22 protein-coding genes and 1 pseudogene are annotated in these 22,878 nt (G+C 66.6%); 20 read left to right on the top strand and 3 right to left on the bottom strand.

The genetic code is table 11. The features are described 5' to 3' along the window. The first annotated feature begins 30 nt into the window (after positions 1-30). The 4 genes from ACFVDI_RS06230 (at position 31) to ACFVDI_RS06215 (ending at position 4,326) form a co-directional block, all read left to right on the top strand. Entirely contained in the window at positions 31-1,098 is a 1,068-nt protein-coding gene (locus ACFVDI_RS06230) for a BtrH N-terminal domain-containing protein (RefSeq protein ID WP_008362703.1), read from the top strand. Positions 1,099-1,176: 78 nt separating this feature from the next. Then, positions 1,177-2,808 (top strand): long-chain fatty acid--CoA ligase, encoded by a 1,632-nt coding sequence (locus ACFVDI_RS06225; RefSeq protein WP_008362701.1) that lies wholly within the window; start codon positions 1,177-1,179, stop codon positions 2,806-2,808. A gap of 55 nt (positions 2,809-2,863) precedes the next feature. Next, complete coding sequence (locus ACFVDI_RS06220) at positions 2,864-3,535, top strand: PaaI family thioesterase (protein WP_008362700.1); 672 nt, start codon at positions 2,864-2,866, stop codon at positions 3,533-3,535. A 29-nt stretch (positions 3,536-3,564) separates the two neighbouring features. Beyond that, positions 3,565-4,326 (top strand): 1-acyl-sn-glycerol-3-phosphate acyltransferase, encoded by a 762-nt coding sequence (locus tag ACFVDI_RS06215; protein ID WP_008362699.1) that lies wholly within the window; start codon positions 3,565-3,567, stop codon positions 4,324-4,326. A 239-nt stretch (positions 4,327-4,565) separates the two neighbouring features. Here ACFVDI_RS06215 and ACFVDI_RS06210 read toward each other — a convergent pair whose 3' ends face one another. Further along, positions 4,566-5,807, bottom strand: coding sequence for a CdaR family transcriptional regulator (locus tag ACFVDI_RS06210; protein ID WP_008362698.1), 1,242 nt, complete (start codon positions 5,805-5,807; stop codon positions 4,566-4,568). 256 nt (positions 5,808-6,063) lie between these two features. Here ACFVDI_RS06210 and ACFVDI_RS06205 point away from each other — a divergent pair, with 256 nt between their 5' ends. From ACFVDI_RS06205 to ACFVDI_RS06150, 12 genes are read left to right on the top strand one after another with little or no spacing between them, the layout of a single operon-like run. After that, positions 6,064-7,818, top strand: coding sequence for a GMC family oxidoreductase (locus tag ACFVDI_RS06205; protein WP_008362697.1), 1,755 nt, complete (start codon positions 6,064-6,066; stop codon positions 7,816-7,818). Positions 7,819-7,862: 44 nt separating this feature from the next. Further along, positions 7,863-8,669 (top strand): ABC transporter permease, encoded by an 807-nt coding sequence (locus ACFVDI_RS06200; RefSeq protein ID WP_141782921.1) that lies wholly within the window; start codon positions 7,863-7,865, stop codon positions 8,667-8,669. Between the two features lies 1 nt (position 8,670). Further along, a complete protein-coding gene (locus ACFVDI_RS06195) occupies positions 8,671-9,474 on the top strand; it encodes an ABC transporter permease (RefSeq protein ID WP_008362695.1) in 804 nt (267 codons plus the stop codon). Positions 9,475-9,480: 6 nt separating this feature from the next. Beyond that, positions 9,481-10,656 (top strand): MCE family protein, encoded by a 1,176-nt coding sequence (locus tag ACFVDI_RS06190; protein WP_008362694.1) that lies wholly within the window; start codon positions 9,481-9,483, stop codon positions 10,654-10,656. After that, positions 10,653-11,684: an MCE family protein gene (locus tag ACFVDI_RS06185; RefSeq protein WP_008362693.1), complete on the top strand. Its 1,032-nt coding sequence runs from the start codon at positions 10,653-10,655 to the stop codon at positions 11,682-11,684. The genes ACFVDI_RS06190 and ACFVDI_RS06185 overlap by 4 nt, the downstream gene beginning before the upstream one ends. Then, positions 11,681-12,670, top strand: coding sequence for an MCE family protein (locus tag ACFVDI_RS06180; RefSeq protein ID WP_008362692.1), 990 nt, complete (start codon positions 11,681-11,683; stop codon positions 12,668-12,670). The genes ACFVDI_RS06185 and ACFVDI_RS06180 overlap by 4 nt, the downstream gene beginning before the upstream one ends. Further along, the gene (locus tag ACFVDI_RS06175; RefSeq protein ID WP_008362691.1) at positions 12,667-13,899 is read left to right on the top strand and encodes an MCE family protein; all 1,233 of its coding nucleotides are present in this window, start codon (positions 12,667-12,669) and stop codon (positions 13,897-13,899) included. The genes ACFVDI_RS06180 and ACFVDI_RS06175 overlap by 4 nt, the downstream gene beginning before the upstream one ends. After that, on the top strand, positions 13,896-15,038 hold the full coding sequence (locus ACFVDI_RS06170; protein WP_008362689.1) for an MCE family protein: 1,143 nt from the start codon (positions 13,896-13,898) through the stop codon (positions 15,036-15,038). Before ACFVDI_RS06175 ends, ACFVDI_RS06170 begins: the two co-directional genes overlap by 4 nt. Next, positions 15,038-16,342 carry an MCE family protein gene (locus ACFVDI_RS06165; protein ID WP_008362687.1) on the top strand — a complete coding sequence of 435 codons (1,305 nt, stop codon included), beginning with the start codon at positions 15,038-15,040 and terminating at the stop codon, positions 16,340-16,342. Before ACFVDI_RS06170 ends, ACFVDI_RS06165 begins: the two co-directional genes overlap by 1 nt. 2 nt (positions 16,343-16,344) lie before the next feature. After that, positions 16,345-16,830: a hypothetical protein gene (locus ACFVDI_RS06160; protein ID WP_008362685.1), complete on the top strand. Its 486-nt coding sequence runs from the start codon at positions 16,345-16,347 to the stop codon at positions 16,828-16,830. After that, positions 16,827-17,411: a hypothetical protein gene (locus tag ACFVDI_RS06155; protein ID WP_008362682.1), complete on the top strand. Its 585-nt coding sequence runs from the start codon at positions 16,827-16,829 to the stop codon at positions 17,409-17,411. Before ACFVDI_RS06160 ends, ACFVDI_RS06155 begins: the two co-directional genes overlap by 4 nt. 32 nt (positions 17,412-17,443) lie before the next feature. After that, positions 17,444-18,463 carry an ABC transporter ATP-binding protein gene (locus ACFVDI_RS06150; RefSeq protein ID WP_008362680.1) on the top strand — a complete coding sequence of 340 codons (1,020 nt, stop codon included), beginning with the start codon at positions 17,444-17,446 and terminating at the stop codon, positions 18,461-18,463. 209 nt (positions 18,464-18,672) lie between these two features. On the opposite strand, the gene ACFVDI_RS06145 is transcribed toward ACFVDI_RS06150, so the two are convergent. Next, a complete protein-coding gene (locus tag ACFVDI_RS06145) occupies positions 18,673-19,161 on the bottom strand; it encodes a TetR/AcrR family transcriptional regulator (protein ID WP_141782164.1) in 489 nt (162 codons plus the stop codon). Between ACFVDI_RS06145 and ACFVDI_RS06140 the strand changes: the two genes are divergently transcribed. From ACFVDI_RS06140 to ACFVDI_RS06125, 4 genes and pseudogenes are all read left to right on the top strand, one after another. Continuing rightward, entirely contained in the window at positions 19,136-20,221 is a 1,086-nt protein-coding gene (locus tag ACFVDI_RS06140; RefSeq protein ID WP_141782163.1) for a tyrosine-type recombinase/integrase, read from the top strand. The two genes, ACFVDI_RS06145 and ACFVDI_RS06140, sit on opposite strands and share 26 nt — an antisense overlap. Positions 20,222-20,224: 3 nt before the next feature. Continuing rightward, positions 20,225-20,404 (top strand): annotated as a pseudogene (locus ACFVDI_RS06135) (type IV toxin-antitoxin system AbiEi family antitoxin domain-containing protein); the annotation flags it as partial. 87 nt (positions 20,405-20,491) lie between these two features. Continuing rightward, positions 20,492-20,869 (top strand): hypothetical protein, encoded by a 378-nt coding sequence (locus tag ACFVDI_RS06130; protein WP_246088252.1) that lies wholly within the window; start codon positions 20,492-20,494, stop codon positions 20,867-20,869. A 125-nt stretch (positions 20,870-20,994) separates the two neighbouring features. Further along, positions 20,995-21,771, top strand: a complete 777-nt coding sequence (locus ACFVDI_RS06125) for a nucleotidyl transferase AbiEii/AbiGii toxin family protein (RefSeq protein WP_211352508.1) — start codon at positions 20,995-20,997, stop codon at positions 21,769-21,771. A gap of 471 nt (positions 21,772-22,242) precedes the next feature. On the opposite strand, the gene ACFVDI_RS06120 is transcribed toward ACFVDI_RS06125, so the two are convergent. Further along, a complete protein-coding gene (locus ACFVDI_RS06120; RefSeq protein WP_378901727.1) occupies positions 22,243-22,764 on the bottom strand; it encodes an isochorismatase family protein in 522 nt (173 codons plus the stop codon). Between the last annotated feature and the right edge of the window lie 114 nt (positions 22,765-22,878).

The raw sequence follows: 22,878 nt of genomic DNA, 5'->3' as shown, positions 1-22,878 counted from the left end.
GCACGAAGAGCACAAAGAGAAGGACGCCACATGCCCGTCAATGCCTTCATCCAGGACTACCCCCATCGACTGGGGGGACACTGCGGCTCCGGTGCGATGCGCGATCTGCTGCACTGGCACGGTCTGGGATGGGATGGACCGCCCAATGAGGGCCTGGTCTTCACGCTCGGCGGCGCTCTAGGGCTCTCGTTCCTCCGGTCGAGCGAACTCTTCCCCCCGCTGTACCTGGTGGGGCGAGGTGCTGACTTCGAAATCGATCTACCGACGCGACTGGGCGGTGTCGTGCAGGTCCTTACCACCGACGATCCCGCCGAGGGATGGTCGTGGGTCCGTAACGAACTCGACGCCGGTCGACCCAGCCTGATTTGGGGAGACATCGCCGAACTTCCGTACCTCCGTGTCCAGCTGCAGATGAGCCGTCACGACATCGTCGTCATCGGCTACGACGAAGACGAACAACTCGCCTACGTCGTGGACAACGACCGCGCCGAGGTGCAGAAGGTGCCTTTGGACGCCTTGGCCCGGGCACGGTCCTCAACGGCATTCCCACAACCCACGCGTCACTGCACGTACCGCATCACCTGGCCGCCGTCCCTGCCCGCCATCGAGGAAGCCGCCGCGGGCGCGTTCATCCAGTGTGCCGGCAACATGCGCGATCCGTCACAACACAGCATTGCCGGCCCCGCCACAGCCGCGGTCGGTGCCGAAGGCCTGAAGGCGGTTGCTCTGTTCGCTGACGACATCGCGACCTGGGCGGAACTTCCCGACGACGAACTCGGACTCTTGTTGTTCAGCCTGGGTGCCTTCATCGAGAAGGCAGGCACCGGCGGCGGGCTCTTTCGGCGACTGCTCGCAGATGGCTGCGCAGAAGTCGCACGTCTGACCGGCGACCAGGCGACCGCTGAGGCTGCGACCGAAGCTGCCCGTTGCGCACAGGGCTGGACAGAAGCCGCCCGCGCTGCGGTCAAGCGCGACACCCACCCACGTTCGCGGATTGACGACGTGGTCCTGATAGCCAGCCGGCTACCGGAGTTGGAGTTGCGTCTCGTCGAGTCCCTGGAGTCTGCCGCAACCTCCTTGGCGGCGGCAGATGGCTGATCATCGCCATTGACGTTCGAAGGTCGGCTATCTCGGAACAACTGTCCGTGCGGATCCACACACGAGTGAAGGAACCTTATGCAGAGCACGATGATGAACGTCCCGTTGACGACCACAGCAATCATGCGTCACGGCGCAGGCGTGCACGGGTCTGCAACGGTGCGGACGCTGCAACCCGATGGAACCGTAAAGGTCGGCACCTTCGCCGAGGTCGGCCGTAGGGCTGCGCAGTTGGCTCACGCGTTGCGAGGCTGCGGAATCACTGGCGATGATCGGGTCGCCACCTTCATGTGGAACAACCAAGAACACGTGGAGGCGTACTTGGCGGTGCCCTCGATGGGCGCGGTGCTCCACACCCTGAACTTGCGCCTCGCCGCGGAGCAGATCACCTACATCGGCAACCACGCCGAAGATCGAGTGATCATCGCCGATGGCAGTCTCGTACCCCTCCTGGCTCCGGTGTTACCGCAGATCACCAGCGTGCACACCGTCGTGGTGACGGGCGACGTCGATCTCACTCCGCTACGCAGCAAGGACGTCACGGTCGTGAGATACGAGGATTTCATCTCGGGTCAGCCCGAGGCCTTCGACTGGCCCGAGCTCGATGAAGGCACGGCGGCGGCCATGTGCTACACGTCCGGGACCACCGGCAATCCCAAAGGAGTCGCCTACAGTCACCGGTCGACCTACCTGCACTCCATGGCCGCCTGTCTCGCAGACGGCCTCGGTATCGGCGCCGGTGACCGCATCCTCGCGATCGTGCCCATGTTCCACGCCAACGCTTGGGGCCTGGTCTATTCCGCCTTCATGGCCGGTGCCGACCTACTCATGCCCGAGCGTTTCCTACAGGCCGAACCGCTCGTGCGCCTGATCGGTGCTGAGCGACCCACGATCGCCGGAGCAGTCCCGACGATCTGGAACGACGTCTTGAACTTTCTGGAGTCCAACCCAAGCCACGATGTGTCCTCGCTCGGTCTTGTCGCCTGCGGTGGCTCTGCGGTGCCCCTGCACCTCATGAAGACATTCCAAGAGAAGTACGGCGTGCAGATCGTCCAAGCATGGGGGATGACTGAGACCTCTCCGCTGGCCGCCGTCGCCCGTCCGCCCGCATCGCTCGACCCGTCCGAGCAGTGGCAACTGCGTGCCACCCAGGGGCGTCCGGTCGCTGGAGTGGAATTGAGGATCGTCGACGATGCGGGCCGAGTGCTGCCCAACGATGGCGCGGCGGTGGGGGAGTTGCAGGTGCGCGGGCCCTGGATCAGCGGCGCCTACTACCGGGAGGAGGACGACGGAGAGAGGTTCCACGACGGGTGGTTGCGCACCGGCGACGTCGGGCGCATCAACTCACGCAGCTTCGTCACGTTGACCGACCGCACCAAGGACGTGATCAAGTCCGGAGGGGAGTGGATCTCTTCGGTTGAGCTTGAGTTGCACCTCGCCGGTCACCCCGACGTTCTGGAAGCCTCCGTGGTGGGGGTTCCGGACGCGAAGTGGCAGGAGCGGCCACTGGCCGTCATCGCCGTACGCGAGGGCAGGGAACTCACACCGGCCCAGCTTCGTGACTTCCTCGAGGACAAGGTTGCCAGGTGGTGGCTGCCGGAGCGCTGGAGCTTCGTCGCCGAGGTACCGAAGACGTCGGTCGGGAAATTCGACAAGAAGCGCCTACGCGCACTGCATGCCGACGGCGAACTGGCCGTCATCGAAGTCTGAGAAGTATCGCTTCACTCGGACAACTCGAAGCCCGACGAATAGAGAAGTGACACGGATGACGGCGATTGGGAAGCACAGCAACCAGATGACGCCCGTTGGCGGTAGCGAAGGCGACGTATCCCGCGAGGGGGGAGTGATCTCTCGCTGGGCGGCGCACCTCGCCGGTCAGCGCCCGGTGGGGATCGGCCAGACGCTGCCCCCGCACTCGCCGGATTGCGCCGGATGCGGGCCGGATAATCCGGCCGGCCTGCATCTGCGTGCGGTCCGCACCGCGTCGGGAGTCGAAGCAGTCCACTGCTTCGACGAGGCGCATGTAGGAGCCCCAGGTATCGCGCATGGAGGAGCGGTCGCACTCGCGTTCGACGACTTGTTTGGGTTCGTGCTCTACACGGTCGGATCGCTCGCCGTCACTCGCAGCCTTACCGTCGAGTACCGAGCACCGTTCCGGTTGCGCCAGCCGTACACCTTCTGCGCCAACGTGGCCCAACGGGAAGGACGACGGCTGCTGCTCCACGCCGAGGCGCGGGACGACAATGGACGGGGGGTCGGATCCGCCGAGGCCACCTTCGTGGTCGTCGGTGCTGAACATTTCGCCGCGAACGCTGGACAAGGAATGAGCCCCGGCGAATGCGACCTGCAGATGAGAGATCCGAGAGGTCCGAGCAACGTGCCCAGTTCAGTAGCGGTGTCCTACGTGCACAGCCAGCCATCGGTGGAGGTCCAGTGAGGTTACCTGCGTTTCTACCTGGGTGGGGCGTGGCGTGGTGGATCGCGTTCTTGGTCTGCAAGCCGGCGTTGGTCTTGGTGCGCCGTCGGGACTGGCATGGCGTTGAACAGATCCCATCCAGCGGCGGCGTGGTGCTCGCCGTGAACCACGTTTCCCATGTTGACCCGCTGCTCATTGCCGAGATGGTGCTCGCGAACGGAAGGACTCCGGCATTCCTTGCCAAGAGCAGTCTGTTCGGCGAGCGCATCGTGGGGTGGTGGTTCCGTGCCGCCGGGCATGTGGAGGTTGACCGTTCTCGTGGCGCGGACGGATTCGGCGCCGCCTTGACATCTCTCCGCGGCGGTGCGCTTCTTGTCATCTATCCCGAAGGATCGATTACGAGAGACCCCGACGGCCGCATGATGGATCTCAAGACAGGAGCGGTGCGGCTGGCACTCGAGTCAGGAGCACCGTTGATTCCGGTGGTGCAACGAGGCGCTCAAGAGATCCTGCCCGCCTATAGCCGGCGCCCGAGGCTGTTCAAGCGGACGACCGTCAGTATCAACGTCGGTCGTCCGCTGGACCTTACCGATCTCAGAGAGCAAGGACTTGAGCCTGAAGCGGTCAGCGCAGGAACACGTCGGCTGGCCGACACGCTTGCCCGAATGTTGGAGCAATTGTCGGACGGGCGCGGCACCGGTCTGTCTCCGTCGCTCGACTTGCACGTGGGTGGTGACGATCACAAGCGGTCACGCGACGACTTCGCCCGCCAGCAACTGCGATGCCTAGATGCGTCACAGAGCGGTCCGTAGTAGGCCCGACTGGTTGGGTCCTCCAGGGCGGCGAACGCGGGGAGGAAGAACACGCGTTTGAGCTGCAGCCGGACCTCGGGCCGGTACATCAGGCCCTTCGGGACTGCTGCACGTAATGGTGACAGTTGGGTTAGGACGCCCGGGTGAAGGTTGGGGTCATGATGGTCTCGCAGTCGATCAGGGTCAATTGGGCGAGTCGTGCTTGGCGTCGGCGGCGGTGGTCTTCGGATCGCGGCGGCTCAGGCCAGGTTGTCAGGTGAATGAAACAGCTCCCGGTGCTGGATCGCCAGCCGGAGCTCGTCCCCGGTCTTGGCTACCGGCCGGTCCAGTAGATCCTCCGCCCGGCCAAGCCGATACCGGATGGTGTTGCGGTGCACGCAGAGTTCCTCGGCTGTGTCCTCCACGCTTCCACCGTGTGACAGGAAGGCTAGAACCGTTTCGCGTATCCGTGCCGTCGGCTCATCGGATGAACCCAGCGGCCCCAGCACACGATCGACGAACCGGTCGACCTCGGGACTGCAGCCGAGCAGCGCAAGGAGCTCGATCTGCTCGTAGCGCATGACAGCTGCTGATCCACCGCCACTCGTGGCGGCCTCAAGGGTGCGTCGGGCATCATCGTGGCTGCTGACGAACCCCGCCTGGCCGGGGGCGGGTGTGCCGGCGTACAGTGCTGCGCTGATGCTCACCAGGTCGGGGGCGAGGTTCTCGAGACCGCCTAGATCCGGCTGGTCACGCGTGCCGATCCAGGCCCACAGTTGACGGCCGCCGGGGTGGACTACAAGAGGACTACTCCCGCCGAGTAGGCTCGCTACCTCGTGGACGATACGTTCGAGCCCGTCGATGGCATAAGCGTCGGCGGTCTCCAGGATCAAGGCGGTGTGCCTCACCGACATCGGATAGCCGCCCAGAGCGGCCGAGGCGCGCCGGGGGTCGGTGGGCTCGTTAGCCAAGAGGGCCTTCACGACTTCGTACTGCCTCGCCGCCACGCCCTTGGTGCGGCGGGAACTCTCGGCATGGAAGATCTCGGTGGAGTCTGTGATCGCTCCGTCGATCCATGAGCTCGCGCGGCCCCAGAAGAAAATGAGCAGCGCAGCATGGTCGATCTGGTCGGTCGGCAGTGCGTTGACGACGCCGGTGACGTAGTGCCATGACTCCTGCTGAGCCACTCTGTACATCTTGATCAGAAGCTCCAGCGGCAGTTGACGGCCGGCGACCTCACGAGCCAATTGACTGCCCGCTTTAGGCAGGTGGGCGTGGAAATCGGGTTGGCCGAAGGCCGCTAGGAAAGCAAGCCAGTGCTCCCTGACGGCGTCCTCCAGGAGCGCGAAAAAATCCGGCGCCGAGGCGAGTTCGGGCAACTCGCGCCGGATCGCGCTGCTGGTCCGGGTGACCCACCGTTCGACCATCTCCGGGCGCAATTCGTCGGCGACGAACCGGGGGAGCCAGGTGGCGAAATCGGCGGGAAGAGCATCGATGGACAACTGAAATCCCTCCCGGATTGGGTAGCGCTGGCTTGCCAGGCTAGCCCAATTTGTGACCCCGGCCACGTCGTGATCGCGTCAGTGCTGCGGCACGGCCTAGTTTGCGGAAAGGCATGGAGCGGTTGTCGTGTTGCACAGTCCGGGCGCCCATATTTGGTGCTGCCTACAAGAGGTCTCCGCGAGCCCGGTGTTGAACTTCGCAAGCCCAGTCATGTGACGGGTGACACGTTTCCAAAGGACTGAAAGTGATGTTCCGGTGAACGCATCGAGCCCTGAACAGGTCTACGACGTCGTCGTGGTCGGCTCCGGCTTCGGCGGCTCGGTCGCCGCTCTGCGACTGGTCGAGAAGGGCTACCGGGTGCTGGTGCTCGAGGCCGGTCGCCGGTTCCGCGACGAGGACTTCGCGGCGACCTCCTGGGATGCCCGGAGGTTCCTGTTCGCGCCTCGGATCGGCTGCTTCGGGATCCAGCGCATCCGGCTCCTCCGCGACGTGGTCGTGCTGGCCGGCGCCGGCGTGGGCGGTGGGTCGCTGGTGTACGCGAACACGCTCTACGAGCCGCGCTCGGACGCGTTCTACCGCGACGCTCAGTGGTCCCACATCACCGACTGGCGCGACGAGCTGGCTCCCTACTACGACCAGGCAAAACGCATGCTCGGGGTCCGGCCCAACCCGACGACCACCCGGCCCGACGAGATCATGGGCGAGGTCGCCGCCGAGCTCGGCGTGGCCGACACCTACGGTCCCGCGCCGGTCGGGGTCTTCTTCGGTCGCGGTGACACGTTGGAGCCGGGCGTAACGGTCGCCGACCCGTACTTCGGCGGGGTCGGCCCCGACCGCACCGGTTGTCTGGAGTGCGGCGAGTGCATGACCGGATGTCGGCACAACGCGAAGAACACGCTGCTGAAGAACTACCTCCATCTCGCCGAGCGGGGTGGTGCCGAGGTGCGGGAGCTCACCACCGTCGACAGCATCACCCCGTACGACTGCGGCTACCGCATCGCGGTTCACGAGTCGGGCGGCTCGCGCCGCCGCACCGCGCACACGATCACGGCCGACCAGGTCATCATCGCTGCCGGCACCTGGGGTACGCAGGAGCTGCTGCACACCATGAAGCAGCGCGGGCTCCTACCCGGCCTCTCGGACCGGCTCGGTGAGCTGACCCGCACGAACTCCGAAGCGCTGTGCACCGCGAGCATGCGGCCCGGAGCCCGGATCGACGGCGACCTCAACCGCGGCGTCGCCATCACCAGCTCGATCCACCCCAACGACCACACCCACATCGAGCCGGTGCGCTACGGCGCCGGCTCCGGGTTCATGGGGTTGCTCACCACCGTCATGACCGACGGCGGCGGCCGGGTGCCCAGGGCGCTGAAGTGGATCGGCCAGATCCTGCGCCACCCCGTCCAGTTCCTCGGTCACTACCTGGGGATCCGCACCTGGGCGGAGCGTACGGTCATCGCCTTGGTCATGCAGACCAGCGACAACTCGATCACCGTCTTCGGCAAGAAGCGGCGCTTCGGTCGCGGGGCGCTGCGGCTGTCCTCGAAGCAGGGCCACGGCGAGCCGAACCCGACCTGGATCCCGGTCGCCAACCAGGCGATCCGCAGCATCAGCGAGAAGATCGACGGCCGGCCGTTCTCGAGCATCGGCGAGATCTTCAACATCCCGATGACGGCCCACTTCCTTGGTGGCTGCGTCATCGGGGACAGCGCCGAGAGCGGCGTCGTCGACCCCTACCACCGCGTCCACGGCCACCCTGGGCTGCACATCACCGACGGCTCGACGATCTCCGCCAACCTCGGCGTGAACCCGAGCCTGACCATCACCGCGCAGGCCGAGCGCGCCATGTCCTTGTGGCCGAACAAGGGCGAGACCGACCTGCGCCCGCCGCTCGGTGCCGCATACGAGCGGATCGCGCCGGTCGGCCCGAAGCAGCCGATGGTGCCGGCCGAGGCGCCGGCCGCGTTGCGGCTTCCGGTGGTCGAGATCAACGGTCGGGCCGCTTCATGACGGCCACCCAGACAGACCGGATGGAGCCGTCCGGTCCCCGCGGCATGACGCCCGAGCGTCAGCGGATCGCCGCCGAGGCGCTCCAGTCGAACGCCCTCTTCAAGGCTCTGGCGTCCTTCGGCGACTTCTACGCTTTCGTCGTCTCGGTCTTCCGCAAGGGGTTCACGCACAGCTTCCAGTTCCGCGAGTTCGTCTCCCAGGCCTGGTTCATCACGACCGTCTCGTTCTGGCCCGCGCTCCTGGTCGCGATCCCGTTCTGCGTCGTCATCATCTTCCAGGTCAACCAGCTCCTGATCGAGATCGGCGCGGTCGACCTCGCCGGGGCCGGGGCCGCCGTCGCCGTCGTCCGTGAGATCGGTCCGATCGTCAGCGTCCTGGTCGTCGCCGGTGCCGGGGCGACCGCGATCTGCGCGGACCTGGGCTCCCGCAAGATCCGCGAGGAGATCGACGCGATGACCACGCTCGGGATCGACCCGATCCACCGGCTCGTCGTGCCGCGCGTGGCCGCCTCGACCCTGGTGGGCATCGCCCTCAACGGACTGGTGACCGTCGTCGGCCTGGTCGGCGGCTACTTCTTCTCGGTGGTGCTGCAGGGCGCGACCCCAGGGCTCTACCTCAACGACCTCACCCTTCTCGTGGGCTTGTCAGACTTCATCGCAGCTGAGGCGAAAGCCGCGATCTTCGGACTGCTGGCCGGGTTGACTGCCTGCTACCTGGGCCTCAACGCCAAGGGCGGCCCCAAGGGCGTCGGGGAAGCGGTGAACCAGACAGTCGTGTTCGCGTTCATGCTTCTGTTCGCCGCCAACAGCGTGATCAGCACCCTGTTCCTCCAGTTCAAGTTGGGAGCCTGAGATGGCGGTCAACGCATCAGCACTCCGCGAGCTCGGCGAGCAGCTCGCCTTCCATGCACGCGCCTACTCCCACGTCCCTCATGCCTTCCACCGCTACCGCAAGGAAGTCGTCCGGCTCCTGGCCGAGGTCGCGATGGGAACCGGGGCCTTGGCACTGATCGGCGGGACCGTTCTCGTGATCGGGTTTCTCACCGCGGCGTCGGGCATCGAGGTCGGCCTGCAGGCGTACACCTCCTTCGACAACATCGGCGTCTCCGCGCTGTCGGGATTCTTCTCGGCGTACTTCAACACCCGCGAGGTGGCTCCGATCATCGCCGGGATCGCGCTCACCGCGACCGTCGGCGCGGGCTTCACCGCCCAGATCGGCGCGATGCGGGTCTCAGAAGAGATCGATGCGCTCGAGGTGATGGCGGTGCCGCCGGTGCCCTACCTGGTCACCACCCGGATCATGGCCGGGCTCATCGCGGTCATCCCGCTGTACGCCATCGCGGTGATGATGTGCTGGCTGGCGACCCGGCTCGTGGTGACCGTCGGCTACGACGAGGCACCGGGTACCTACCAGCACTACTTCGACACCTTCCTGATCCCCGGCGACCTGTTCCTGTCCATGTTGAAGGTCACGATCATGGCGCTGGTCGTGGTCTCGGTGTGCTGCTACCACGGATTCAAGGCCGCGGGCGGACCCGCCGGCGTCGGCCGTGCCGTCGGCCGCGCCGTGCGGTCGGCCCTCATCGCCATCATGTTCGTCGACCTGATCTTCGGCATCGCCATCTGGGGCGGTCCGTCGGTCCACATCGCGGGGTGATCGGGCATGGTTGATCGTCACGTCACGTACGGCCTCACCTTCATCGCGCTGATCCTCGCGCTGATCGTCGGCACCGTCGCCAGCTATGAGGGCGTCTTCCGCTCCACCGTCCCGCTCACCGTCTCCTCCGACCGGGCCGGTCTGACTTTGGCCCCGGGGGCAGCGGTCAAACTCCGAGGTGTGGTGATCGGCCGGGTCGGTTCGGTCGACCATGACGCCGGCGACGGGGTCTCGATCCAGCTCGAAATCGACCAGGACGAGCTCAATCAGATCTCCAGCGACACCACCGCCGAGATCGTCCCGCCGACAGCGTTCGGAGCAAAGTACATCCAGCTCAACCCCGGTGAGCCGGGCGCCGAGCGGATCCAGGCCGGGTCCACGATCGACGCCGACCGGGTCACGGTCGAGGTCGACGAGGCGTTCGAGAACCTCACTCAGGTACTGGACACGGCCAAGCCTGCCGAGGTCGCGGCCGCGCTCACCGCCGTCTCGCAGGCGGTCGACCAGCGCGGCGAGGACATCGGGCTCCTGATCACCCAGACCAACGGCTACCTCACCTCGTTCAACCCCTATCTGAGCACCCTCACCAGCGACATCAGGTCGGGCGCGAGCGTCGCTCAGACCTACGACACCGCGCGGCCCGACCTGGTGGCCCTGGCCGACAAGGCTGCGGTGACCAGCAGGACCCTGACCACCCAGCAGAAGTCGCTGCACGCCTTCGAGGTCAGCCTGTACTCCTTCGACAACAGCGCGAGCCAGCTGCTGGACAGCTCGGGTAGGCGGCTGACCACCACGTTGAAGCTGACCGCCCCGGTCGCTGACGTAGTCGAGCGCTACTCGCCGGAGCTCCCGTGCACGATCCTCGGCCTCGCCTCGGCCAACAAGCTCGCCGAGGCCGCCGTCGGCGGCACACATCCGGGAATCACCACGATCACCCGCATCGTCCCGGGTCGCGATCCATACACGTACGAGCGCAACCTGCCGAAGATCGGCGACACCAGGTCTCCCGAGTGCTACGGGCTTCCGTACGTCACCGAGGAGGAGGCACAGGCTGCGGTGCCGACCTTCGCAACCGGCGCCAACCCCTACGCGGGCAAGCAGCCCACGGTCCAGGAGAACACGCTCACCACGCTGCTCGGCCTGCTGGCCGGTGGCGCCAACGCCGCAGGAGGTAAACAGTGACCAGCAACAGTAAACTTCGGCGCCGGGAGCGTTCCGACCTGATCAAGTTCGGAATCTTCTTGGTGGTCGCGGCGCTGTTCACCTACTGGGTCGGTGTGGTGACGGCCGCGCATCGCCCCGGCGACCGGGTTACGTACGATGCCGTCTTCGCCAACGTGTCGGGTCTCCAAAAGGGCGACTCGGTCCGGATCGCCGGCGTGGACGTCGGCAAGGTCACGGCCCTGGCAGTCCAGCGCGACGCGACCGTGCGCGTCTCCTTTGACGTCCCGCGGGACCAGAAGCTCAACGCCTCGACCGAGGCCACGGTGCAGTACCGGAACCTCATCGGCGACCGGATCGTCCAACTCAGCCGGCCCGACCCGGACGCCAGACCGATCAAGGCCGGCGACACCATCCCAATATCCCAGACCAGGCCGGCCCTCGACCTCGACCTGCTGCTCAACGGGTTCAAGCCGCTCTTCGCGGGCCTTGCCCCGGCGCAGATCAACGCCTTCTCCGGTGACCTGATCAAGATCCTCCAAGGGCAGAGCTCCGCCATCTCCACGCTGGTGCAGCGGGCGGCCTCGCTCACCACGACGCTCGGGAACCGCCAGGAGCTGATCGGGGAGGTGATCCGCAACCTCAACACTGTCGTCGGCACCCTCGATGACAAGCGCGAGACCATCCAGGCGCTCATCGACCAGTTCAGCAAGCTTCTCGACGGTCTCGAGCAGCAGGACACCCAGATCCTCGATGCAGCGGCGCAGACCGACCGGTTCGCCCGTGACGCGGCGTCACTGGTCGAGGCGGGCAGGGAAGACCTGGCGGCCGACCTTACTCAGCTCACCAAGACGGCGAACGGCATCAACCAGGAGCAGGCCACTCTTCAGCAGGTCCTGCAGAAGCTGCCGAACCACTACGCGGCGATCCAGAACACCGCCTCGTACGGCAACTACTTCAACTTCTTCCTGTGTGGGGTCCGGATCCAGACCGAGGCCACCATCACGACTCCCTGGATCATGTCCGACACGCAGAGGTGCAAACGATGAGCGTCCGTACGCCCTCCCAGAACGCCGCCCGAGGCCTGATCGGCACCATGGCGATCGCCCTGGTGGTCACCGCCAGCCTCAACTACAACAAGCTCCCGCTCGTGGGCAACGGTGACATCATCCACGCCGCCTTCACCGAGGCCGGTGGCCTCAAAGGTGGAGATGCCGTGATGGTCTCCGGCGCCCAGGTGGGCAAGGTTCGTGACGTCCGTCTCGATGGCGACGAGGTCGTCGCCGACTTGGTCGTCACCGAAGGTGATGTCGACCTCGGCGGCAAGACCGAGGCACGCATCATCACGGTCACGCTCCTCGGCCGGGCCGCCGTCGAGCTCGTCCCCTCCGGCAGCGGGCGGCTGAGTGCCGGTGACACGATCCCGACCTCCCGGACGTCCTCGCCCTACAACCTCACCGCCACGCTGAACGAACTGACGACGACCACGGCGGACATCGACAAGGCACAGCTGGCCGGCGCGCTCGACCAGGCCAGCGCGGCTCTGAGCGGAACCCACGACGACGTCGGGCCCGCTCTGCGAGGTGTCACTGAGCTCACCGCCGCCGTCGAACAGAACGACGACCAACTTCGCGCCCTGCTCGCCCGCGCCTCACGGGTCTCGGGCGTCCTCGCCAGTCGCAACGAGCAGATCGAGACCCTACTTGTCTCCGGACAGTCGCTGCTCCAGCAGCTCAACGCTCGCCAGGCCGTCGTAGTGAGCCTGCTTAGCAGCGTGCAGGACCTCTCCACGCAGCTGCGTGGACTCGTCGACGACAACCGGGCCACCCTCGGCCCGGCACTGGACCAGCTCGATGCGGTGGTCACTCTGCTCAACCGGAACAAGGCGGCTCTCCAGGACGCCATCACCGGCCTACGCGGGTACGTCACCGGGTTCGGGGAGGCCATCTCGACCGGACCGTGGTTCGACGCGTACATCCAGAACCTCACCTCGCCAGGCACGCTGGTGCCGATCGTCTCGGGGGTCGTGAAATGACCAACTCCTCCAGTCTCCTGCTGCGCCGTGTCCTGATCGGGCTCGCGCTACTGCTCCTCGCCACGGGCGGCTACTACACGGTCAAGGACACCCGCTCGACGGTGCTGACCGCGGTCTTCAGCAACGCCGACGGGCTCTACGAGGGCGACGACGTCAAGGTCCTCGGCGTCGCCGTCGGCCGGGTCACCGAGGTCGATCCGCAAGACGACGGCGTACATGTGAGGATCGAGGTCGAGGGCGGGCAGCGGATTCCGGCCGAGGCCAACGCCGCGATCGTCTCCCCGAGCCTGGTCAGCGGACGGTTCGTCCAGCTCTCACCGGCCTACACCGACGGCCCGGCGATGCCCGACGGTGGCCAGATCCAGCTGGACCGCACCGCGGTGCCGGTCTCGTTCGACGAGGTCAAGAAGCAGCTCACCGACCTCGCCACCGCGCTCGCTCCCGATGGCTCCGGCAAGCAGCCGCTCCGGACCGCCATCGAGACCCTGGACGCCAACCTCCGCAACGGCAACGCCGAGCAACTGAGCGAGGCAGTTGAGGGGCTCCGCAGCGCCACCGCGACCCTCTCGGACGGGCGCGCCGACATGTTCACGACCGTCTCCAACCTGAACAGCTTCACCAAGAACCTCGCTGTCAACGATGCCGCCGTGGCCGGGTTCACCGAGCAGCTCAGCGAGGTCTCCGCGGTGTTGGCCGCCAACCGGCGCGAGCTCACCAAGGCGATCGAGGAGCTCTCCGCGGCACTGGTGGCGACGGGTGAGCTCACCCACGACAACCGCGGCAGGATCAAGAACTCCGTACGCGACCTGAACCTGCTCAGCGCTGCCCTCGCGGACCGATCCAACCAGCTGGCGGCGATCCTGCACATGGCTCCGACGGCCTTGATCGATCTCTTCAACGTCATCGACAAGCAGGCAATCACCGGCCGGGCCTCACTGACCGGGCTCAACGACGCCGCCCAGCTCGTCTGCGGCGCCGTGCTCGGTGCCGGCGGCACGGCACAGCAGTGCCGTGATGCGCTCGCGCCGCTTGTCGACCTGATCAAGACCGCCCAGCAAGGCACGACCGGGCCAGGCGCGACGGGGCCAGGCACGGGGCAGCCAGAGATGGACCCACCGGCCGACCCGGGGCGACCGCCGACACCGCTCCCTGACCTGGGCTCGGGCCTCGACGGGGTACAACCCCTCTTGCCCGGCCTGCTCGGCACCGACCTCGGAGGCGACCGATGAAGACACAGATCCTGGCCACCATGGCCGCAATCGTGGTCGGCCTGACCGGCTGCACGAGCCTCCAGCCGAACGATCACACACTTCCCGGCCAGCCCGGCGTCGGCGGGGACGGCTACACCGTCACCGTCACCTTCGACGAGGTCGCGAACCTGGTGCCGAACTCCGCCGTGCAGATGGACAACGTCGTCATCGGCACCGTCGCCGGCATCAGCGTCTCGGACTGGCAGGCAAAGGTCCGGCTCCGGCTGATGAAATCTGCCCGCGTCCCGGCCGATGCCACCTTCGCGATCGGACAGAAGACCCTGCTCGGCGCCCAGTACATCGACGTCAGCGCGCCCGGGCCAGCCCCGACACCGAGCAGCGCCGACAGCATCGCGGCAGCGGCGGAGCGGACCGAGATACTGCAGCACGGCGCCCGGGTTCCGGTCACCCAGACCGGTACCTACCCGGCCACCGAGCAGGTCCTCGGCGCGGTGGCGCTACTGCTCAACAACGGCGGGTTGTCGCAGATCGAGACCATCACCTCCGAGCTGGCGACCGCGCTGGACGACCGGGTCCCCGACACCCGCAACCTGGTGCGACGGACCAACGAGTTGCTCGCGGTGCTCGACGATAACAAGAGTGAGATCGTGCAGGCGCTCGAGGCGCTCGACCGGCTCTCCGCCGGCCTCGCTAAGGACCGGACGGTCCTGGCGAACGCGATCGACGATATCGCTCCGGGGCTGCGTGCGCTCGAGGAGGAGCGGGAGAGCCTCGTCCGCGCTGTCACCCGGACCGGCGAGACCGGAGATCGGGCGACCAAGGTCATCCGGGCCAGCCGTACGGCTCTCCTCACGAACCTGGACGCCCTGCGGCCCATCCTGACCAGCCTCGGCAAGGTCGGCGACTCCATCCCCGAGGCGCTCAAGCTCGCTCTGACCATCCCGTTCCCCGCGATGACCACGACCAACGCGCTGCGTGGCGACTACGCCAACCTCTTCGCGACGCTCGACCTCCGCGGCTCGAGCCTCACCGAAACCTGGCTCACCGGATTCGGGCCGACCGGCCTGCCTCCCGTTGGCGCCGCCCCCACGTCGACACCCATCCCGAGCACGTCCGACGACAGCGGCTGCCTGATGGCGAACCTGGGGGGCTGCTGATGCTGCTGACGAGACTGGTGAAGCGGCAGTTGGGCGTCTTCGCCTGCCTGACGGCTCTCGCGCTCGGGCTGATGGTCTTCACCTATGCGAGAGTCCCGGCGATGCTCGGCATCGGGGTCTACCAGGTCACCGCCGAGTTCAAAGATGCCAGCGGGCTCTACGAGAGCGCCCTGGTCACCTATCGGGGCGTCAAGGTCGGGCAGGTGACCGACCTTGAGGTGACCCCGCGAGCAGCCGTCGCCACTCTTCGTCTCGATGATGGCACCAGGATCCCCGGCAACGTTGACGCTGAGCTCCACAGCACCTCCGCGGTGGGGGAGCAGTACGTCTCCCTGGTCTCGCCGTCGACCACCAAGGCGGCCTTGAGCGCCGGGGACGTGCTACCAACTTCACGCACCGTCGACATGCCCCAGATCGCGCCCGTCCTGGATGCCGTCAACCACCTGCTTGAGTCCGTGCCGCAGCGACAGACACGCAACGTACTGGATCAGGTCGACACCGGCCTCGGGTCGAGCAGCGAGGACGTCGGCCGGCTGATCGAGGAATCCAGCACGCTCTTGGACACAGCCCAGCAGGAGGTCACCTCGACGACCGAGCTGATCCGCGCCCTGGAGCCGGTGCTCGCCACCCAGCAGGAGATGGCGCCGCAGACCGTGTCGTCGATGTCGTCGCTCCGCGCGCTCACCAAGGAGCTCGCGGCGAACGACGCCGACCTGCGCTCGCTGCTCCGCGACGGGCGTACGGGTCTGGACAGCACCGCCGCGACAGTTGATGACCTCCAGACCACGCTGCCGATGCTCTTGGACAACTTGATGGTCAACGGCGAGGTGCTCAACACCTATCTTCCGCAGCTTCAGCAGACCCTGGTCGTGTACCCCGCCACGATCGGACGACTTCAACAGACGGTCAATCCGCGGGCGAAGGAGGGCGACGTGAAGCTGGACCTACGCGCAGGCGTCAACAATCCACCGTCATGCACGACGGGATACCTGTCCACCGACGATCGACGCAGCCCGTCCGAAGAGAACGTACGCAAGGTCGACCCGCTCGCGCACTGCGAGACCGCGCCCAGCGACCCGTCTTCGGTGCGGGGCGCTCGCAACCAGCCGTGTCCGAATTCCAGCGCGCGGGGCCATCTACCCTCCTCGTGCGGGCTGGAGTTCGGCAAGGGGCGCTGGCCCGAGGGCGACGATCCGAACGCGCCAAAGGCTCCGGCAGGTGAGCCGTCGTCGACGGGGACGACGGACGCATCTGAGGACAACTCCTGGAAGCAGTTGTTCCTCGAGCCGGTCGGGCTGTGGTGACGATGTCCAGACTCTCCACAAGGACCTTCGTGCTCCTGCTGGTGCTAGGCATCGGGCTGCTCGTGTTCGCCGGGCAGCGCGCTTGGTCCTGGCGCGAGGACGTAAGCGCGGAGCATCAGCGAGCGGCGGCCGTCTCGGCGGCTTCCACCGAGGTCACCCGACTGATCTCGGTCAGCGCAGAGGACTCGGAGGCGGCCTTCGAGTCCCTTCTCGACGGCGCGACCGCCTCCTTCCGCAGCGACCTGAAGCAGCAGGCAAGTGCGCTGCAGAAGGCGCTGAAGGCCAACAAGGTCGACGCCGAGGGCGAGGTCGTCTCGGCCGGTGTGGCGCGCTCGACCGACGAGCAGGCGACGGTGTACATCGCGGCGACCGGCACGGTGTCGAACTCGGGCACGAAGGCACCACAGCAACGTGACTACCGGGTCAAGGTCGAGATGCGGAACGTCGAGGGCCGCTGGCTCGTATCCGGACTGGAGTTCATCCCGTGACCATCGATGAGACCGAGATGCCAACAGCCCTCTCAGAAGAGACCGAGGTGGACGAGCACGTGGACAAGTCGCGACCGCCCGAATCCGGTCGGCTCCGGCTCGACCTGGGGGGAAGACTGCTGCGCTGGGCGGTCGTGCTGCTCGTGATCGTCGGACTGGCCGCGGCGATAACCTTCGCCGCGCTCGCCGGTCACGCCTCGGACCGCGCTCGGGACCGAACCGATGCGCTCGCCACGGCCAAGAGCCGGGTGCCCGTCCTGCTGAGCTACGACCACCGCACGCTCGAAGCAGACCTCGACCGGTCCAAGAACCAGACCACCGGCCGGTTTCGCACCGACTACACCAAGCTGCTCGAAGGCCCTGTCGCCAAGGCAGCGACCCAGAAACAGATCTCCACGAAGGCGACCCTCTCCGGGGCAGGCGTCGTCGAGGTCGCCGGGCCGCGGGTCACGGTCCTGGTCTTCATCACGCAGACCACGATCGCGCCTGGAGCCGAGCCCAGCGTCAGTGCATCGCGCGTCGAGGTGAAGATGCAAAGGGTCGGCAACGGCTGGAAGGTGGCTGGGCTCACGCCCCGCTGACCGGACGACAACCCGCGAGTGGAGGCATTGGTATGGGTGTAGACGTAAAGATCGAAGGGCTGACCAAGAGCTTTGGTAAGCAGCTCATCTGGAAGGATGTCACGCTGACGCTGCCTGCGGGCGAGATCAGCGTGATGCTCGGCCCGTCCGGCACGGGTAAGTCCGTGCTCCTGAAGACGCTGATCGGTCTGATCAAGCCCGACACGGGCTCGGTGGTCATCGAGGGCGTCGACATCGCCAGCTGTTCGGAGCGAGACCTCTACGAGGTCCGCAAGCTGTTCGGCGTGCTGTTCCAGGACGGCGCCATGTTCGGTTCGATGGACCTGTTCGACAACGTCGCGTTCCCCCTTCGTGAGCACACGAAGAAGAGCGAGTCCGAGATTCGCAACATCGTCATGGAGAAGATGGACCTGGTCGGTCTCATCGGCGCCGAGAACAAGCTTCCCGGCGAGATCTCCGGTGGTATGCGCAAGCGTGCCGGTCTGGCGCGCGCTCTGGTCCTCGACCCCGAGATCCTGCTGATCGACGAGCCCGACTCCGGTCTGGACCCGGTGCGTACGGCGTTCATCAACCAGCTCTTCATCGACCTGAACGCGCAGATCGACGCGACCTTCCTGATCGTCACCCACGACATCAACTCGACGCGTACGGTGCCGGACAACATCGGCCTGCTCTACCACAAGCACCTGGCCATGTACGGACCCCGCGAGATGCTGCTGAGCTCCGAGGAGCCCGTCGTGCGGCAGTTCCTCAACGCCCAGACGATCGGCCCGATCGGCATGTCGGAGGAGAAGGACGCCGACGAGCTGGCCGCCGAGAAGGACATGGGCCTGCCGCCGCTCCCGCCGATCCCGATGCAGCTCGAGCCGTCCAACGGCATCCCACGCAAGTACCAGCGTCCGCCGGGCGCCTGGTGCCGCGAGAACGGTGTCACCCCGCCGCCGGGGTCGTTCCAGCCCGACGAGACACAGGCCTTATCTGGCGCTCGTGTACTTCAGATGGAGTCGTCGCGACCGTCCGTAGCAGGGACGTCTGGCGAGTTGTTCACGTAGAAACGCTCGCCGCCGACGTTTCTAGCGGTTCTTGTCGCAGCGAGACCGGGTTGGACTGATCGCTCAACTGTTGGCACAGTCGGCCATGGTTTCCGCTGCAGGCGGCATCTCATACTGCTGCTTCGCCCGAATCACATCGAGGCACGGCCACCATTGCCGCGATGGGCCACGACCATCCCGGTAGCCACATCGCTGCCTGAGACTGTCGGTCAGACCTCGGAACTCGCGTTCGCGGTTGGCGGAGCGAAACAGCAGGCGAAAGCATCGAGACCCTCGGCGGCTGCATCGAGCAGCGCGGGAATCGCATCGTCCTCGAAGTCATCGGTGCCCACGTGTTCGGCCAGCCGCTCACGCGCCCGATCCAGGATGGTCCGACACAGCTCTGCCTTGGAGTCGAAATACCTGTAGAGCACGACGCGCGTGCCCCGTGCCTCATCGGCGACATCGCCCGGGCTTGTCTCGGCGAAACCTCGTGGCGCGCAGGGCCGCGTTGGACGCGGGACCGCTGTTGCCGGCGGGCACCTGAATTCGCAGAACCATCCCCGCCCGGTGTCGGCGCACCGCCGCTTTCGCCCCGCAAGTACTCGCACTTTTCGCGCCAGCACCCGCTCGATGGGCCAGTGCGCTCGAGTTGAGGCCGGGTGCGTCGGGTCGCGTGGGTAGAACCGCGCGATGAACTCAACGTCTCCAGTGCTCATCGACTCCTATCCTCACCGCGGTACGCCGCTCACCGCGGAGGACGTCGAGCGGATCGCCGCCGCGATCACCGCCACCCACGCTGCGACCACCCGCACCGTCTACGCCTCCGCCTGGCGCCGATGGGAACGCTGGTGCACGCACCGCGGCATCGCTCCGCTCGGCGAGGAGGGTCCCGGCGCCGGCCGTCGGGGCGCCGACCCGGTCGCGGTGTGCGCCTACCTCGCCGAGACAGCCGCTGACGGGCTCTCGGCCGCGACTGTCGACCTGGCTTGCTCCGCGATCGGCTACCACCACCGATGTCGCGACCTGACCGATCCCACCGCGACCGTAGCCGTTCGCCAGGTACGCCGCGGCCTGCACCGCATCCTTGGGACCGCGCCACGCCGACCCGCCCATCCAGTCGGCCCCGAAGAGATCGGCCAGCTCCTCGCCGCCATCGACCGTGACAGCCCGGTTGGTGCGCGAGACGCCGCGGTCATCCTGCTCGGCTTCGCCGGCGCGCTGCGCCGCTCCGAGCTCGCGAACCTCACACTCGCCGACCTCGAACCCAAGCCCGGCGGACTGTTGCTCCGCCTGCGCCGCTCGAAGACCGACCCCGATGCTCGCGGGCAGGTCGTCGGGATCGCACCGGGCCGCCACCGCGACACCGACCCGATCACGGCCCTCGACGCCTGGCTCGCCCATCGAGGACCCGGGCAGGGCCCGGTCTTCACCAGCTTCCGCAACGGCGCTCCGCCGCTCCAACCGATCTCCGGCAACGTCGTCACGAGTGTCGTCAAGCGCTACGCCGAGGCCGCCGGGCTGACCGGCCGCATCACGGCTCACTCGCTGCGCGCAGGACACGCCACCACCGCCGCCATGGCCGGCGTCGGCATCGACCGGATCGCCGCCCAGGCCAGGCACCGACGCATCGACATCCTCATCGACCGCTACATCCGACCAGCCCAAGCGCTGCACGCCACTTCCAGCCGCCACCTGGGCTGTGACCGGTTCGCGTTCGTAACGCGCACGATGTGGTCGCTTTGCGAAACGTCAATGCTGGCGGGTGTCTTGCATTGAGCCATGCAACCATGGATAAAAACCACTCACTCTCCCTGCGAGAGTGTATGGTTTTTATCCATGGTGGGATTGGAGTCACTTCCAGTGACGTTCACGACACGAGCGGCCCTGCGAGCAGGGGCGCATCCGCGGGACCTGTATCGATGGCGGGACGATGGCGATGTCATCGAGCTCTCGCGAGGTGTGTTTCGTAACGCGGCAGCGCCGGAGCCCTCGTTCCCTGACCTGTTGGCCGTCGGCATGAGGGCTCCGCACGCGATCGTGTGCTGCGTGAGCGCTGCGGTGGCCCACGGTCTCAGTGACGAGATGGAACCTGCGGTCCAGATCGCGATCGCGTCCGGGCGAAACCTGGCCCGCATCACCTTCCCGCCGACGACGGTGTTTCGGTTCGATGCTGAGACCTTCGAGCTCGGACTCTCGCAATTGGAGGTCGCGCCGGACGAGTTCACGCGAATCTACGATCCCGCTCGGACAGTGGTGGACCTGATGCGCCTGCGGCACCGACTCGGCGAGCCGGTGGCGCACACGGTGCTCAACAGGTACTTGGAATCGCCAGGAGCGAAGCCGGGGCGGGTGCTGGAGTACGCCAACGCCCTCGGGGTCGTCGGGCCGGTGCGGTTGGCACTCGACATCGCGGGGGCACGATGAGTCGGCCGACGCGAGAGTCGGCGGCCGGGCGCGCCTACTTGGATCTGCAGAACCGAGCTCGGCGGGAGCGCAGGCGTACCCAGGACCTGTTGACGATGTACGTCGTGGAGCGATGGCTGGCCCGGATGAGCGCATCGCCATACGCCGGTGACTTCGTCCTCAAGGGCGGGATGCTCCTGGCGAGCTTCGGGAGTCGGCGCCCGACCACCGATGCGGACGCTTTGGCTCGGAACATGCCGGCCGACGAGAGCGCCGTCGCGGCCCGGGTGGTCGAGATCGCAGGTCTGGCCGACCCGGACGACGGAGTGGTTTACCTGACCGAGACCGTCAAGACGGCGATGATCCGAGACGACGCGCTCTACTCCGGTGTCCGCGTGACCATGGACGCGACGCTGGGCACGGCGCAGCTGAAGCTCAAGCTGGACATCAACTTCGGAGATCCAGTGACACCGGAGCCATCAGTCGTCGAGCTGCCTGCGCTGCGACCCGGCGCACCGCCGGTGCGGATATTGGGGTATCCGATCGCGACCGTGCTGGCGGAGAAGATCTCGACCGCGATCGACCTCGGGCCGGCGAGCACAAGAGTGCGGGACTGGGCCGACATCTACACCCTGGTCACGACCCATGACCTCGACGGTGCCGAGGTGAGCGCGGCAGTGGCGGCCACCATGAACTTTCGAGGGGTCGTCGTCAGATCGCTGTCTGAGGCGATCGGTGACCTCGTGAAGGTCCGGGCCTCAGCGTACGTCGCGTATCGACGCGGGCTCGGCGCCGATGGCGAGCATCTCCCCGCGACATTCGAGGAAGTCGTGGAGACGGCGGTCCGGTTCGCCGACCCGGTGCTGAGTGCCGGCACCCCCGGCGCTGCGCAGTGGCGGGCGGAGGCCCGGACGTGGTCCTGAACTCCGCGAATACTCCGCGAAAACCCTGTCGAGAGACCCCGAGATCGGGCGAGGAGATGAGGTAATGTCGACCTCGTCATCGAAAACGATGACGGATGTTCGCCCAGGTCAAACGGTGGTTTCTCAGAAACTGGTCGAGAAACCACGAGAGATGCGGCACCCGGCGAAGGGCGCCAGGCACCAAGAGAAGGCCAGGGGTTCGAATCCCCTCAGCTCCACAAGTTGTAACCCCGCCTGACCTGCGAAAACGCAGGAAGTCAGGCGGGGTTCTTCGTTCTTGGTCCTGCCGTTCCGGTGAAGATTCCCCTCGGATTCCCTCCGCCGAGCCGTTCGGGCGGGCCGACTCCGGAGTCGTAGGCGACGGCTTCGAGATGGTGCAGCGCCTCGTACGGCACCTGCACATCGTTCTGAACGCGCTGGATGCTGCGGAAGAAACCTCCGCCAGCCTCGACCCGAGAAGCTGTCATGACTTCACTCCAGCGCTGCCACGACCTCGGCGGTGGTGCAGACGGTCGCGATGCGCGGGAAGACGTAGTCGAAGGCGAACTCATGGGCGCGCGCGTCGAGTGCGGTGACCGCGTCTTCGGGCAGGACCACTTTGAAGCCGAACTCGTCAGCGAAACGCGCTGTCTGCTCGACGCCGAAGTTCGTGGCGATCCCGGTGATGATCAGCGTGTCGACGGCGTGCTCACGCAACGCCTCCTCCAGCCCGGTGTTGTGGAATGCACCCCAGGTGCGCTTCACGATCTCCAGGTCGCCGAACACCCCTTCCGCCAGTTCGCTGCCCGGCGGCTGCTCCGCAACGCCTGGCCGCTCGGTCCGCACGGCGACGACGAGACCGCCCGCCTTTCGCACTGCGTCGGCCAGGGCGAGGGAGCGGATGACCACGGCAGGTCCGGAATGTGGTGCCGTGGGCTGTTCGACGATGCGCGTCATCAGGTCGATGAGGACCAATGCGGTGCGGGGGCCATCCAGTTCAACCATGTTCGGCATGCTAGCGAGGCGTCGGGACTGCTCAACGAGGCCCAACACGTCGGACTCGCCGAGACGTGATCTTCGATGACTCGGGCTTCGTGATGAGAAGGCAGGGGTTCGAATCCAGAACCA

This window comes from Nocardioides sp. NPDC057767, assembly GCF_042798275.1.
Classification (GTDB): domain Bacteria; phylum Actinomycetota; class Actinomycetes; order Propionibacteriales; family Nocardioidaceae; genus Nocardioides.
Note: the sequence above shows the minus strand (reverse complement) of the source record. Positions and strands in the feature narration are given on the sequence as shown.

Excerpts from the sequence above, each read along its gene's own strand:
- ACFVDI_RS06230 (WP_008362703.1), top strand. The coding sequence starts at position 31 with ATGCCCGTCAATGCCTTCATCCAGGACTACCCCCATCGACTGGGGGGA.
- ACFVDI_RS06225 (WP_008362701.1), top strand. The coding sequence starts at position 1,177 with ATGCAGAGCACGATGATGAACGTCCCGTTGACGACCACAGCAATCATG.
- ACFVDI_RS06220 (WP_008362700.1), top strand. The coding sequence starts at position 2,864 with ATGACGGCGATTGGGAAGCACAGCAACCAGATGACGCCCGTTGGCGGT.
- ACFVDI_RS06200 (WP_141782921.1), top strand. The coding sequence starts at position 7,863 with ATGACGCCCGAGCGTCAGCGGATCGCCGCCGAGGCGCTCCAGTCGAAC.
- ACFVDI_RS06195 (WP_008362695.1), top strand. The coding sequence starts at position 8,671 with ATGGCGGTCAACGCATCAGCACTCCGCGAGCTCGGCGAGCAGCTCGCC.
- ACFVDI_RS06190 (WP_008362694.1), top strand. The coding sequence starts at position 9,481 with ATGGTTGATCGTCACGTCACGTACGGCCTCACCTTCATCGCGCTGATC.
- ACFVDI_RS06180 (WP_008362692.1), top strand. The coding sequence starts at position 11,681 with ATGAGCGTCCGTACGCCCTCCCAGAACGCCGCCCGAGGCCTGATCGGC.
- ACFVDI_RS06175 (WP_008362691.1), top strand. The coding sequence starts at position 12,667 with ATGACCAACTCCTCCAGTCTCCTGCTGCGCCGTGTCCTGATCGGGCTC.
- ACFVDI_RS06170 (WP_008362689.1), top strand. The coding sequence starts at position 13,896 with ATGAAGACACAGATCCTGGCCACCATGGCCGCAATCGTGGTCGGCCTG.
- ACFVDI_RS06165 (WP_008362687.1), top strand. The coding sequence starts at position 15,038 with ATGCTGCTGACGAGACTGGTGAAGCGGCAGTTGGGCGTCTTCGCCTGC.
- ACFVDI_RS06160 (WP_008362685.1), top strand. The coding sequence starts at position 16,345 with ATGTCCAGACTCTCCACAAGGACCTTCGTGCTCCTGCTGGTGCTAGGC.
- ACFVDI_RS06150 (WP_008362680.1), top strand. The coding sequence starts at position 17,444 with ATGGGTGTAGACGTAAAGATCGAAGGGCTGACCAAGAGCTTTGGTAAG.
- ACFVDI_RS06140 (WP_141782163.1), top strand. The coding sequence starts at position 19,136 with ATGAACTCAACGTCTCCAGTGCTCATCGACTCCTATCCTCACCGCGGT.
- ACFVDI_RS06145 (WP_141782164.1), bottom strand. The coding sequence starts at position 19,161 with ATGAGCACTGGAGACGTTGAGTTCATCGCGCGGTTCTACCCACGCGAC.
- ACFVDI_RS06125 (WP_211352508.1), top strand. The coding sequence starts at position 20,995 with ATGAGCGCATCGCCATACGCCGGTGACTTCGTCCTCAAGGGCGGGATG.
- ACFVDI_RS06120 (WP_378901727.1), bottom strand. The coding sequence starts at position 22,764 with ATGCCGAACATGGTTGAACTGGATGGCCCCCGCACCGCATTGGTCCTC.